General features: G+C 64.8%; 10 protein-coding genes and 2 rRNA genes. 9 read left to right on the top strand and 3 right to left on the bottom strand.

Translation table 11 applies throughout. The annotated features are described in order from the left end of the window. Positions 1–372: 372 nt before the first annotated feature. Positions 373–3,507 (top strand): 23S ribosomal RNA (locus BCM27_RS18010). A 113-nt stretch (positions 3,508–3,620) separates the two neighbouring features. Further along, positions 3,621–3,737 (top strand): 5S ribosomal RNA (gene rrf, locus BCM27_RS18005). A gap of 55 nt (positions 3,738–3,792) precedes the next feature. On the opposite strand, the gene BCM27_RS18000 is transcribed toward rrf, so the two are convergent. Beyond that, positions 3,793–5,658, bottom strand: a complete 1,866-nt coding sequence (locus tag BCM27_RS18000; protein ID WP_004023717.1) for a flavin-containing monooxygenase — start codon at positions 5,656–5,658, stop codon at positions 3,793–3,795. Between the two features lie 156 nt (positions 5,659–5,814). On the opposite strand from BCM27_RS18000, the gene BCM27_RS17995 reads away from it, so the two are divergent. Then, the gene (locus tag BCM27_RS17995) at positions 5,815–7,059 is read left to right on the top strand and encodes a helix-turn-helix domain-containing protein (protein ID WP_004023716.1); all 1,245 of its coding nucleotides are present in this window, start codon (positions 5,815–5,817) and stop codon (positions 7,057–7,059) included. Between the two features lie 12 nt (positions 7,060–7,071). Here BCM27_RS17995 and BCM27_RS17990 read toward each other — a convergent pair whose 3' ends face one another. Both BCM27_RS17990 and BCM27_RS17985 read right to left on the bottom strand, forming a co-directional pair. Continuing rightward, positions 7,072–7,758 (bottom strand): response regulator, encoded by a 687-nt coding sequence (locus tag BCM27_RS17990; protein WP_004023715.1) that lies wholly within the window; start codon positions 7,756–7,758, stop codon positions 7,072–7,074. Next, on the bottom strand, positions 7,755–8,927 hold the full coding sequence (locus BCM27_RS17985) for a sensor histidine kinase (RefSeq protein WP_033205654.1): 1,173 nt from the start codon (positions 8,925–8,927) through the stop codon (positions 7,755–7,757). Before BCM27_RS17985 ends, BCM27_RS17990 begins: the two co-directional genes overlap by 4 nt. 214 nt (positions 8,928–9,141) lie before the next feature. Between BCM27_RS17985 and BCM27_RS17980 the strand changes: the two genes are divergently transcribed. From BCM27_RS17980 to crcB (BCM27_RS17955), 6 genes are all read left to right on the top strand, one after another. Next, on the top strand, positions 9,142–9,690 hold the full coding sequence (locus BCM27_RS17980) for a universal stress protein (protein ID WP_231896028.1): 549 nt from the start codon (positions 9,142–9,144) through the stop codon (positions 9,688–9,690). Positions 9,691–9,716: 26 nt separating this feature from the next. Beyond that, positions 9,717–10,328 carry an MSMEG_1061 family FMN-dependent PPOX-type flavoprotein gene (locus tag BCM27_RS17975; RefSeq protein WP_004023712.1) on the top strand — a complete coding sequence of 204 codons (612 nt, stop codon included), beginning with the start codon at positions 9,717–9,719 and terminating at the stop codon, positions 10,326–10,328. 143 nt (positions 10,329–10,471) lie between these two features. Next, complete coding sequence (locus BCM27_RS17970; RefSeq protein ID WP_004023711.1) at positions 10,472–12,352, top strand: propionyl-CoA synthetase; 1,881 nt, start codon at positions 10,472–10,474, stop codon at positions 12,350–12,352. 3 nt (positions 12,353–12,355) lie between these two features. Then, positions 12,356–12,838: a DUF6790 family protein gene (locus tag BCM27_RS17965; RefSeq protein ID WP_004023710.1), complete on the top strand. Its 483-nt coding sequence runs from the start codon at positions 12,356–12,358 to the stop codon at positions 12,836–12,838. 14 nt (positions 12,839–12,852) lie between these two features. Beyond that, complete coding sequence (gene crcB / locus BCM27_RS17960) at positions 12,853–13,305, top strand: fluoride efflux transporter CrcB (RefSeq protein ID WP_004023709.1); 453 nt, start codon at positions 12,853–12,855, stop codon at positions 13,303–13,305. Continuing rightward, entirely contained in the window at positions 13,302–13,670 is a 369-nt protein-coding gene (gene crcB / locus BCM27_RS17955; RefSeq protein WP_004023708.1) for a fluoride efflux transporter CrcB, read from the top strand. Before crcB (BCM27_RS17960) ends, crcB (BCM27_RS17955) begins: the two co-directional genes overlap by 4 nt. Positions 13,671–13,677 lie beyond the last annotated feature (7 nt).

Here is a 13,677-nt window from a genome sequence, read left to right as displayed (position 1 = left end):
GTGTTCGAGGGTGAAACATCAGACAGACTCACCGCTTCCACACGTGTGGGAGGGTCGGGGGTTACGGCCGTGCCTGTGAGGGCCGGCGGGTTCATTGTCACGCTATCGGGGTTCTGAGAGAACACACGTTTTCTCTGAGCTGATCATTGTGACGTCGTGCTGAGCCACCCTGTGATGGGGTGTGGAGCGGCGAAGGGGTGATCGGTGTGTGTTGTTTGAGAAGTGCATAGTGGATGCGAGCATCTTTATTTCAAATCAACTTTTTTGTTGGTCTGTGATTTAGCAGAATTTGTAGTGTGTGATGTCTACATTCGGTCCTCGCGGTGCGGCCCTGTTGTGGGGTTGTGGTGTGGGGGTTGTTTGTAGGTGTTGTTGTAAGTGTGTAAGGGCGTTCGGTGGATGCCTTGGTACCAGGAGCCGATGAAGGACGTGGTAGGCCGCGATAGTCCTCGGGGAGTTGTCAAACGAGCTGTGATCCGAGGGTGTCCGAATGGGGAAACCCAGCACGAGTGATGTCGTGTTACCACCAGCTGAATGTATAGGCTGTGTGGGGGGAACGTGGGGAAGTGAAACATCTCAGTACCCATAGGAAGAGAAAACAATTGTGATTCCGTGAGTAGTGGCGAGCGAAAGCGGAGGAGGCTAAACCATGCGCATGTGATACCGGGTAGGGGTTGTGCGTGTGGGGTTGTGGGGTTCGTCTTCTTCCATCTGCCTGTGGAAGCGTGAGTGAGAAAATCGTGTGTTAGGTGAAGTGGCCTGGAATGGTCTGCCGTAGTCGGTGAGAGTCCGGTAGCTGAAAACACATGGTCTTGCGTGACGGTGTCCCCAAGTAGCAGCGGGCTCGTGGAATCTGCTGTGAATCTGCCGGGACCACCCGGTAAGCCTGAATACTTCCTGGTGACCGATAGCGGACAAGTACCGTGAGGGAAAGGTGAAAAGTACCCCGGGAGGGGAGTGAAATAGTACCTGAAACCGGACGCTTACAATCCGTCAAAGCCTGTGCACAGTTTACTGTGGCGGGTGATGGCGTGCCTTTTGAAGAATGAGCCTGCGAGTTAGTGCTCGGTGGCGAGGTTAACCCGTGTGGGGTAGCCGTAGCGAAAGCGAGTCTGAATAGGGCGTTTGAGTCGCCGGGTCTAGACCCGAAGCGGAGTGATCTACCCATGGCCAGGGTGAAGCGTCGGTAAGACGTCGTGGAGGCCCGAACCCACTTCAGTTGAAAATGGAGGGGATGAGTTGTGGGTAGGGGTGAAAGGCCAATCAAACTCCGTGATAGCTGGTTCTCCCCGAAATGCATTTAGGTGCAGCGTCACATGTTTCTTACTGGAGGTAGAGCTACTGGATGGCCGATGGGCCCCACAGGGTTACTGACGTCAGCCAAACTCCGAATGCCGGTAAGTGAGAGTGTGGCAGTGAGACTGCGGGCGATAAGGTTCGTAGTCGAGAGGGAAACAGCCCAGATCGCCGGCTAAGGCCCCTAAGCGTGTACTAAGTGGAAAAGGATGTGGGGTCGCGAAGACAACCAGGAGGTTGGCTTAGAAGCAGCCACCCTTGAAAGAGTGCGTAATAGCTCACTGGTCAAGTGATCCTGCGCCGACAATGTAGCGGGGCTCAAGTACACCGCCGAAGCCGCGGCACTCACATATAGCCCGTCGATCTTCTATGGAGGGTCGGCCAGGTGTGTGGGTGGGTAGGGGAGCGTCCTGCATCCGTGGAAGCGCCGGAGTGATCCAGGTGTGGAGGGTGTGGGAGTGAGAATGCAGGCATGAGTAGCGAAAGCAGAGTGAGAAACTCTGCCGCCGAATGACCAAGGGTTCCTGGGCCAGGCTAATCCGCCCAGGGTGAGTCGGGACCTAAGGCGAGGCCGACAGGCGTAGTCGATGGACAACGGGTTGATATTCCCGTACCCGTGTATCCGCGCCCATGCTGAATCAGTTGTACTAACCATCCTGATCCCCCGGGAGCACCTTCGGGTGCCGAGTTGGGGTGATGCATGGGACCTTGGCTGGTAGTAGGCAAGCGATGGGGTGACGCAGGAAGGTAGTGGGGCCAGTCAGTGGTTGTACTGGTGTAAGCCTGTAGGGCGAGTGATAGGCAAATCCGTCACTCATACAGCCTGAGAGGTGATGCGTAGCCGTTGAGGTGAATTCCATGATCCTATGCTGCCGAGAAAAGCCTCTAGTGAGTTGGTACACGGCCCGTACCCCAAACCAACACAGGTGGTCAGGTAGAGAATACTAAGGCGATCGAGAGAACTGTGGTTAAGGAACTCGGCAAAATGCCCCCGTAACTTCGGGAGAAGGGGGACCCATCCTGGTGACGGCATTTACTGCTTGAGCTGGTGTGGGTCGCAGAGACCAGAGAGAAGCGACTGTTTACTAAAAACACAGGTCCGTGCGAAGTCGTAAGACGATGTATACGGACTGACGCCTGCCCGGTGCTGGAAGGTTAAGAGGACCGGTTAGTCATTTCGGTGGCGAAGCTGAGAATTTAAGCCCCAGTAAACGGCGGTGGTAACTATAACCATCCTAAGGTAGCGAAATTCCTTGTCGGGTAAGTTCCGACCTGCACGAATGGCGTAACGACTTCTCTGCTGTCTCAACCACAGACTCGGCGAAATTGCAGTACGAGTAAAGATGCTCGTTACGCGCGGCAGGACGAAAAGACCCCGGGACCTTCACTATAGCTTGGTATTGGTGTTCGGTTCGGTTTGTGTAGGATAGGTGGGAGACTGTGAAGTGGGCACGCCAGTGTTCATGGAGTCGTTGTTGAAATACCACTCTGATCGTATTGGACTTCTAACCTCGGACCCTGATCGGGTTCAGGGACAGTGCCTGGTGGGTAGTTTAACTGGGGCGGTTGCCTCCTAAAAGGTAACGGAGGCGCCCAAAGGTTCCCTCAGCCTGGTTGGCAATCAGGTGTTGAGTGTAAGTGCACAAGGGAGCTTGACTGTGAGACGTACATGTCGAGCAGGGACGAAAGTCGGGACTAGTGATCCGGCACCGGCAAGTGGAAGCGGTGTCGCTCAACGGATAAAAGGTACCCCGGGGATAACAGGCTGATCTTCCCCAAGAGTCCATATCGACGGGATGGTTTGGCACCTCGATGTCGGCTCGTCGCATCCTGGGGCTGGAGTAGGTCCCAAGGGTTGGGCTGTTCGCCCATTAAAGCGGCACGCGAGCTGGGTTTAGAACGTCGTGAGACAGTTCGGTCTCTATCCGCCGCGCGCGTAAGAAACTTGAGGAAACCTGTCCCTAGTACGAGAGGACCGGGACGGACGAACCTCTGGTGTGCCAGTTGTCCCGCCAGGGGCACTGCTGGTTAGCTACGTTCGGAAGGGATAACCGCTGAAAGCATCTAAGCGGGAAGCCTGTTCCAAGATGAGGTTTCTCACCCCCTCAGCGGGGTTAAGGCCCCCTACAGACCATGGGGTTGATAGGCCAGAACTGTACGCACAGCAATGTGTTCAGGTGACTGGTACTAATCGGCCGAGGACTTACCAACAACACCCACAACATCACCACACAAGTGACTGTGGTCGTGTTCGCATCCACTATGTACTTCTGAAACAACACACAACAAACAAACACTGTTGTGTGAAAAGTGTTTCACAAAGTTACGGCGGCTATAGCGGAGGGGAAACGCCCGGCCCCATTCCGAACCCGGAAGCTAAGCCCTCCAGCGCCAATGGTACTGCACCCTAATCAGTGTGGGAGAGTAGGACACCGCCGAACACAATTTCAGAAAGGCCCCGCAACCTCAGGTTGCGGGGCCTTTCTCATATCGCCATCAGTTCAGATGATGGACGTCGCTCAGGCCGTACACGGGCGTCGGAATTCCCTCATAGCGAGCCTTGAGCTGTAAGGCCAGATACAGCGAATAGTGACGCGACTGGTGCAGGTTCCCGCCGTGGAACCACAGGCCCGGCTGCTGGGTGGGCTTCCACATGTTCCGCTGTTCGCCCTCCCAGGGGCCCGGGTCCTTGGTCGTCTCGGAACCCAGTCCCCAGACCTTGCCGACACGGTCGGCGACCTCCTGCCCCATGAGATCGGCGGCCCAGCCGTTCATCGATCCGTAGCCGGTCGCGTAGACGACCACGTCGGCCTCGATCTCGGTGCCGTCGGTCAGGACCACCGAGTTCTCGGTGAGGTGGTCCAGTTGGCCGTGGACGAGCTTGATCGTGCCGTCGGCGATGAGCTCGCTCGCACCGACGTCGATGTAGTAGCCGGACCCGCGGCGCAGGTACTTCATGAAGAGCCCGGAGTCGTCGTCGCCGAAGTCGAGCTGGAAGCCGGCCGCCTCGAGCCGATCGTAGAAGTCCTTGTCCTGCTCCCGGATCTGGTCGTACACGGGTACCTGGAACTGGTGCATGATCCGGTACGGCAGTGAGGCGAAGGTGAGATCGGCCTTCTTGGTGGTCATCCCGGATGCGACCGCCTCCTCGCTGTAGAGGGAGCCGAGGGCGATCGACCGGAGTGAGTCGGACTTCACGATGTGGGTCGAGGAGCGCTGCACCATCGTGGCGTCGACCCCGTTGTCCACGAGAGCCTTGCAGATGTCGTGCGCGGAATTGTTGGAGCCGATGACGACGACCTTCTTGCCGACGTAGCCATCAGGTCCGGGGTGGGCGCTCGAGTGATGTTGTTCGCCGGCGAACACATCCTGACCGGGAACGGATGGGACGGCGGGCTTGCCGGACATCCCCGTCGCGAGGACCAGCTGCGTCGGATGAAGCGTGAGGCGCTCACCGTCCCGGTCGACCTCGACGGTCCAGCGTGCCTCCGCTTCGTCGTACTCGGCGGACAGGCACGTCGTCTTGCTCCAGTACGGAACCTCCATGACCTTCGTGTAGAACTCCAGCCAGTCCCCGATCTTGTCCTTCGGTGCGAAGACCGGCCAGTTGTCGGGGAACGGCAGGTACGGGAGATGGTCGTACCAGACCGGGTCGTGCAGGCACAGCGACTTGTAGCGTTTGCGCCACTGGTCTCCGGGCCGGTCATGACGATCGACGACGACCGAGGGCACGCCGAGCTGCCGGAGCCGTGCTCCGAGCGCGATGCCCCCCTGTCCACCGCCGATCACCAGGACGTACGGCTGCGCGGTCCGGCCGAGCGCCAATTCCTCGTCGGCCTTCTTCTCTGCCCAGGAGCGGGTGTCGGGATCGGTGCCGTGTACCGCCCCGAGCGGTCGGCTCGGTCCGGCCGACTCCTCGTGCCCTTTGAGTTCCTGCATCGTCGTCAGCAGCGTCCAGGCCTTGTCCGCCCCGGCACCCTCATCGCCGCCGTCCCGACCCTCGTCGGCGGGACGGATTCGAAGGTGACCTTCGCAGCGTCCGACGGCGGTCTCGAATGCGATGAACGCGGAGACAACCCCGTCGCCGTCGTCGGTCGCCGGTTCGGTGGTGGTGAAGTTCGACGGCCGGGTGTCGGCGAGACGGGCGGACAGCATGTCGGCGATCTGCTCGTGACCCTCGACGGTTTTGATGTTCCAGGTGAACGCGGTCAGGTCGCGCCAGTAGCTGTCGGTCAGAAAGGCGTTCGTCGCGCGAGCGATGTCGAGTGCAGCGAGTGCGGACTCGAATTCTCGCAGCCAGGTCTCCACCCGCTGCTGCGGGGTGCGATCGAGCGCGACGACCGGCTCGAGTGTCTGGGTCATGATGCCTCCTCATATGTGCGCCCCGCGAACGTGATGTGGAACACAGCGGGTTGTGGACAGCAGACGCCTCCGCGCCGGTTCGCGACAAGGGTTGCAGGGGGTTGCGAGGGGTGGGACCGTTGTCGTCGGCCTGTGACGTGACGCACAATCGAGGGAATGAACGCTTACGAGTCGGCTTCCGAGCTGGAGCCCGCGGTGCATGCCGGCGACGATCCGCGCGAGTTCGCGTCGGTTCTCAGCGCGGTCCACGACGCCGCGATGTCGGGTGGGCGCATGCCGGCCCGTCCGCGCGGTGTCATCGACGATTCGTGGCAGCGACTCCGACGTGCCGGCATGGACCCGGACGTGGACTGCGTCGGGGAACGGACGCTTCCGCTCGACGAGCTGGAGGAGCGCCGCCGGCGCTCCGGCCTGGCGGAGGTCGTCGACGAACTGGCACGAGGTCTCGACTCGCTGATCGCCGACGGAGACAACATCCTGGTCGTCTCGGACGCCGACGGACACGTGCTGTGGCGGAGCGGGTCGTCGAAGGTGCTCACGCGCGCGGACACCCTCGGATTCGTCGAGGGTGCCGACTGGGCCGAGGGCTCGGTGGGGACCAACGCGATCGGTACGGCACTGATGTCGGGTCGTTCGGTACAGGTGTTCTCGGCGGAGCACTTCGTGCGGAGTCATCACTCGTGGACCTGTACTGGTGCGCCGATCAAGGATCCGCGGACCGGTGAGGTGTTGGGTGTGGTCGACGTCAGCGGTCCGGCCGCCACGATCCATCCGACGACCCTGGCGCTGGTGCACGCCGTCGCCCGGCTCGCCGAGTCGCAACTCCGCGAGAGTCATCACCGTCGCCTCGACTCGTTGCGCGCGGTTGCCGCACCGATTCTCGCCCGCATGCCCGGCCCGGCGTTGGCGGTCGACACCGACGGGTGGGTTGCCGCGGTGGACACCGTGTCGCCTCGATCACGGCTCATCCTGCCGCCGCGCCTCGGTCCCGGTCGCATCTTCGTGAGCGCGCTCGGCGAGTGCGATGTCGAGGCGCTACCCGGTGGGTGGTTGGTGCGGGTCGCGGAGACGTCGGACGCATCTACCACGCGAGTGGTCGTACGGGTGCCCACCGGTCCGCCGGGTGCGGGCAATGTCGAGGTGACCGTCGAAGGCGCCAGCGGCGCGTGGACACACCGCTGTTCGCCGCGCCACGGGGACATCCTCACCTTCCTGGCGCGTCACCCCGACGGAGTCACTGCGGCCCGGTTGTCGACTCATCTGTTCGGCGTCGACGACCGGACGGTCACAGTGCGTGCCGAGATGTCCCGTCTGCGCAAACACTTCGGCGGTCTGCTCGTCGCGGGCCCGTACCGGTTCGTCGACGGGGTCGACGTCGAGGTGCTCGACGCGCACGACTGATCGACTCGGGGCTCAGTCGTACTCGGCGACCACGAGTCCGCGGTCGAAGGCGTACACGATCGCCGCCGCGCGATCACGCAGGTCGAGTTTGGTGAAGATGTGATTGACGTGGCTCTTGACCGTCACCTGCGAGATGCCCAGAGCCGAACCGATTTCCGCATTCGTCCGGCCGCGCGCGATGAGTCGTAGGACGTCGGTCTCGCGGTCGGTCAGCCCGGGCGCGGTGGTCACCTGTTCGCGGCCCGATCGCCGGAATCCCTGAAGGACTCGTTCGGTGACCGCGGGGTCGAGGAAGGCGCCGTCGCGAACCACGGCACGGACCGCCCAGATCAGTGCCTCGGCCGGCGAGTCCTTGAGGATGAACCCGGCGGCTCCCGCGCGCAGGGCCCGCGACAGCAGGTCGTCGTCGTCGAAGGTGGTCAGCACGAGCACCGGCGGCGGTTCCCGCAGGGTGCGGACCATGGTGGTGGCGGTGATGCCGTCGACATTGCGCATCCGCAGGTCCATCAGGACGATGTCGGGCCGGTGCTCGGCGATCCCGGCGAGCACCTCGGAACCGTCCGCGCGCTCACCCACGATGTCGAAGCCGTCCCGGAGGCGGAGGATGCGACGCAGCCCGGTGCGGATGAGTTCCTGGTCGTCGACGAGCAGGACCCTGATCGGGACCGAGGTGGTCTCGGCCGGGCCGCTCGTCGTCATACCGGTACCCCGTCGGCAGTCGACCGGGCGGGCAACGTCGCTCGCACCGACCAGGTGCCCGCGCGGTGCGAGGCGTGCAGGGTGCCGCCGAGCAACGCCGCGCGCTGGGTCATCCCCTCGATGCCGGTGCCGTCGCAGTGCCGCGGCCTGCCCTCTGCCGCGGGATTCTCGACCGTGAGCGCGACCTCGTCGGACACTGTCACCGACACCGACGCACGCTTGCCCGCCGAGTGTTTGACGACGTTCGCCAGGGACTCTTGGGCGATGCGGAACAGGGCCGTACCGACCGGCCGTGAGAGCTCGGTGACATCACCGTCGAGGGTGAAGTCGATGTCCACCCCGGCCTTGCGATAGTCCGCCACGAGCCGCTCCAGATCGTCGGCACCGGGCGACGGCGACGTCGTCCCCGCCGGCCCGGCTGTTCCCAGCACGTGGACGATGGTGCGGATCTCGGTCATGGCCTGCCGGCCCTGGCGCTCGGCATCGGCGAGCGCCTCCAGTGCCTCGTCGACGTCGCGATCTTGTTCGAGCACGCGGCGGGCACCGGTGACGTTGAGCATCGTGATCGACAGCGAGTGCGCGATCACGTCGTGGATCTCGCGCGCGATCCGCCGCCGCTCGTCGCCCGCGGCGCGATCGGCCCGTTCGGCGAGGACGCGAGCCCGGTTGTCGGCCAGCCGTTTCTGGATCAGCATCATGTAGCCGATCAACCACCCGCAGGCGACGCCGAGTGCGTAGAGCGCAGGCGAGTCGAGGCCGCCGACAGCGCCGAACCAGACGATCACCGCGATGCACACGACCGTCACGGCGACGCCGGTCAGCAGGGGATACATCGCAGCCGCGATCGCCGCCATGAGGACGAGCTGGAGTGGCGCGGCGTCGGTGGGCGTCGGGATCATCAGGAAGCAGACCGAACTGGTGATGATCCCGAAGCACGCGTACGAGGTCGGCGGCAGCGACAGATCCATCGCCAGCGTCACTGCCGCCAGCACCAGGGCCGCGACCACCCACCAGACCTGGTCGAACGGAAAGCGCTGTGCTGTCGACACCAGCGTGACCACCACGCTGGACGACAGGATCACCGCGGGATAGAGCGGGGGATAGTCGCCGCCGGCCCGTTCGATGAGACGCCACAGCCCGGCGCCCGCGTTCGCTGTGAAGCCCCTCACCGTTCCAGGATAGTTCCGCACCGCGGTCGGACGACCGCCCCACGGTGGATTCCGATGTCCACCCTGGGGTGGAGAAACGGTCAACCCGCGGGATGGTGATTCGGGCTCGTTGTCTCCATAGCGTTGTGAGCAGCTGATATCGCCGACCCAGGAGGACACGATGATGACGCCGCGGACACGACCCCGACGCTGGGAACCTCTCGAAACCCGAGACGTGCCAACTGCTCTCGCCCCGTCGGCCGGACTCGGCCATCCGGTCGTCGTCGGCGTCGACGGGAGCGAGGGTTCGCTGCGGGCGGTGAAGGTCGCGGTTCGCCTGCTCGGCGACTCCGGCGATCTGATCCTGATCTGCGCCACCCGCGGCCGCCGGAGAGAAGTGAGCACCGGTCTCCACGACGCCCTCAAGGACGAGTCCTATCTGCTGTCCGGACAGGCCGCGATCGACGAATGCCTGCGGACCGCCGCCGAACTCGCGAGATGGCACGGTGCGCGGACGGTGTCGACCACGAGTGAGGTCGGTGACCCGACGGCGGTCCTGCTCCGGGCCGCGCAACGCGCCGGCGCCGGCGCCGTGGTCATCGGAACCGGGAGCGCACGCCCGGGCTGGACGGCGCGACGCCTCGCCACACGCCTCGACCAGGACGTCACCCTCATCGTGACCGACGGGTCGTCCCATCTCCGTCGGCGGTCCGTGGTCACCGGGCGTTCGCGCGGCTCCGAGTGGATTCTGCGGTGGCCGACGCCGGCGCCGGGACCCGCGTAGCTCTGCCCACGTGACACGATGTCCGCATGCACATCACCGACGAGGCGAGGCTGCGGGAGATCGTCGGCGAACCGGCCGCCGTCGTTCGTGACAAGGTCAGGCCGACGCTCTCGGACATCGATCGAGCATGGCTGGCCGCCTCGCCGGTGGTGTTCCTGGCCACCTCCGATGCCCACGGACGCGTCGACGTCTCACCCAAGGGCGACCCCGCAGGCAAAGTGGTGCACATCGTCGACGACACGCGTATCGCGATCCCCGAACGTCCCGGGAACAGACGCGTCGACGGCTACCTGAACATCCTGCGCAACCCGCACGCGGGCACCATCTTCGTCGTCCCCGGCCGCAACGACACCCTGCGCGTCAACGGGGCGGCCCGCATCGTGGACGACGCCGACTACTTCGACGCCCTGGCGGTGAAGGGGAAGCGTCCGATCCTGGCCGTGGAGATCGACGTCGACGAGGTCTTCTACCACTGCTCCAAGGCGTTTCTGCGTGCGGATCTGTGGAAACCGGAGTCGTGGACTCCGCGGACGCTGCCGTCTGTGGCGGCGATCACCAGGACGGTCATGCCCGAGCTCGATGTCCCGTTGGTCGACGACCGGGAGACCGACGAGCAGTACCGCAAGTACCTGTACTGACCGCTCGGCGCGGGCCGCCGGCCGGTCGGCGCAGGACCGCCGATCGCGTTTCGTGGCGGCCATCACACCGATACCCTAAGGGCGATGCGGCACCCCGCGACGATTTCGGGTGCGCGCCACGACGAGACGGTGAAGGGAAGGCCATGGGCAGCTACAGCGAGGCGTTCACACAGGCGAGCGATGATCGTGACGCGTTCTGGCTCTCCGCCGCCGAAGCGGTGGACTGGTACACCCCACCGACCACCGCGCTCGACGACTCGGATGCCCCGTTCTACCGGTGGTTCCCCGGCGCCACGCTGAACACCTGCCACAACGCGCTCGATCGCCATCTGGTGGACGGCAACGACGGGCGGACGGCGCTGATCTGGGACTCGGCGATGACCGGGGAACGACGCCACTACACCTATGCGGCGCTGCTCGACGTGGTCGCCCGGTTCGCGGGAGTGCTGACCGCGCAAGGTGTCTCGGCCGGCGACCGTGTGGTGATCTACATGCCGATGATCCCGGAGGCGGCCATCGCGATGCTCGCCTGCGCGCGCATCGGCGCGGTGCACTCGGTGGTGTTCGGCGGCTTCGCCGCGCGGGAGCTCGCCACCCGCATCGACGACGCCGAACCCGTCGCCGTCGTCACCGCGTCGGGCGGTCTGGAACCGGGACGCACGGTCGAGTACCTGCCGATGGTGGCCCGGGCCATCGAGATGTCGGCGACGCCACCGCGCACGGTCATCGTCAAGGATCGCCCCGAGATCGTCGGCAGCGCAGCCGATCACGCCGGCTGGCTGGACTGGGACCGGGAGACCGACGCCGCCGACCCGGTCGGCGCGGTGCCGGTCGCCGCGACCGATCCGCTCTACATCCTCTACACGTCGGGGACCACCGGCAAGCCCAAGGGGGTCGTCCGGGACAACGGCGGGCACGCGGTGGCGCTGACGTGGTCGATGAAGAACATCTACGACATCTCGGCGGGTGACGTGTGGTGGACGGCGTCGGACGTCGGATGGGTCGTCGGGCACTCCTACATCGTCTACGCGCCGCTGTTCGTGGGGGCGACGACCGTGATGTACGAGGGCAAGCCGGTCGGTACCCCCGATGCGGGCGCGTTCTGGCGGGTCATCGCCGATCACGGGGTCAAGGCACTGTTCACCGCGCCGACAGCGATCCGCGCGATCCGCAAGGCCGATCCCGACGCCACCCAACTCGCCGAGTACGACACCTCATCGCTGCAGACGCTGTTCGCCGCCGGCGAGCGCCTCGACCCCGACACGTTCACCTGGGCGTCGGAGGTGCTCGGCGTCCCGGTCGTCGACCACTGGTGGCAGACCGAGACCGGTTGGGCGATCGCGGCGAATCTCCGCGGCCTCGAACCGATGCCGATCAAGGCGGGCTCACCGACGGTGCCGGTGCCCGGGTATCGGGTGGGAGTCGTCGACGCCGAGGGCACGCTGCTGGGAGCGGGGCAGGAGGGGAACATCGTCATCAGCCTGCCGCTGCCGCCCGGGACCCTCGCCGGGTTGTGGCGCGACGAGGAGCGCTACCGCAAGTCCTATCTGTCGGCGTTCGACGGTTACTACCTCACCGGCGACTCCGGTTACGTCGACGCCGACGGTTACGTGTTCGTGCTCGGCCGGTCCGACGACGTGATCAACGTTGCCGGACACCGACTCTCGACCGGCAGCATCGAGGCAGTGGTGGCGTCGCACCCGGCCGTCGCCGAGTGCGCGGTCATCGGCATCCGCGACGACCTGAAGGGCCAGCGCCCCAGCGGATACGTGGTGCTCAAGTCCGGCGTCGACATCGAGTCCGAGACGTTGCGCAGCGAGCTCGTGTCCATGGTGCGCGACGAGATCGGGGCGGTCGCCACGTTCCGCGACGTCACGGTCGTGCCGGCACTGCCGAAGACCCGATCGGGCAAGATCCTGCGGAAGACCATGCGCCAGATCGCCGATCACGAGGATTACACGGTGCCGTCGACCATCGAGGACCCGGATGTACTGGCGGCCCTGGCCGAACAGCTGAAGGACTGAACAGTGCTAGACGCCGCGGTGCGCACCGCGATCCGGCTCGTACCGTTCGTCGGGATCGTCGGCACGATCATCGCCACTGTCGTCGACGCGTTCACTCCCGGCGGTGATCTGGGCCGGGACCTGCTCGAGAACTCCGTGTTGTGGACGATCGGCGTCCAGGGATGGATGACCGGCTGCGGTCACATGTTCGTCGGCGAGCCGATCGCCGAGTCGATCGGGTGGCCCCCGAAGACGCCGTGGCAGTGGGAGGTGGGTCTCGCCAGTCTCGCGACGGGTGTGCTGGGCGTGATCGCCTCGGGTTTCGGTGACGAGTTCACCCTGGCCACCATCATCGCGTTCTCGGTGTTCTACCTGGGCGCCGCCGTGGGCCACGTGCGGGAGATGGTGACCCGCCGGAATTTCACGGCGGGCAACGCCGGACCCATCTTCTTCTTCGACGTGCTCGTTCCGATCTATCTGATCGTGTTGTACGTGATCGTCACGTAGCGGAGACTTGGCCCGTGCAGCGAGACGAGCACCGTGAACTCCCCGTCGACCCAGACGAACGTCCGCTCCACCTCCGGGTGCATGCGCTCGCCTGGGTGTTCGCCGGGGGACTGATCGGCACGGGCGTACGGTACTGGGCGGAGGAGATGATCCCCGCCCAGCACGGGCACTGGCCGTGGGCGACGTTCGGGGTCAACATCGTCGGCGCGTTCATCCTGGGGTCGCTCTTGGAATTGCTTGCCCGACTCGGTCACGACGAGGGGTGGCGCCAGCGCATACGCCTCTTCGGGGGTACCGGCATCTGCGGAGCGCTGACCACGTACAGCACCTTCGCGCTGGAGATCACCGAACTCACACGGGCGTCCGCGGTGGTGACCGCGCTGACCTACGCGGTTGTCAGCGTGGTACTCGGTCTCGCGGCGGCAGCCTGCGGGATCGCGTTCGCCGCCCGGGCGGCGCGGGCATGATCGCGCTGGCCGTGATGGTGGCGGGGGCGCTCGGTGCGGTCACCCGGTTCGTCGTCGACGGAGCGGTCAGACACCGATGGCCGACGACCACGCCGTGGGGCACGTTCGCGATCAACGTCAGCGGTTCGGCGTTGCTGGGTGTGCTCGCGGGGGTCGTGGTCTTCCACGGGGCGCCACACGAGTGGCAGCTGATCGCCGGCACCGGGTTCTGCGGTGGCTACACGACATTCAGCACCGCCTCGTTCGAGACGGTACGGCTGGTGCAGCGGAACGACCGGTGGCGGGCCGGGGCGTACGCCATCGGAACACTCGTCGCGTCGGTGACCGCGTGCGCAGCCGGCATGTGGGTCGCCTGGCTCGTCTGATCGCCGG

Origin of the sequence: Gordonia terrae (assembly GCF_001698225.1) — a bacterium.
In the GTDB taxonomy this organism is placed as follows: Bacteria; Actinomycetota; Actinomycetes; order Mycobacteriales; family Mycobacteriaceae; genus Gordonia; species Gordonia terrae.
Note: the sequence above shows the minus strand (reverse complement) of the source record. Positions and strands in the feature narration are given on the sequence as shown.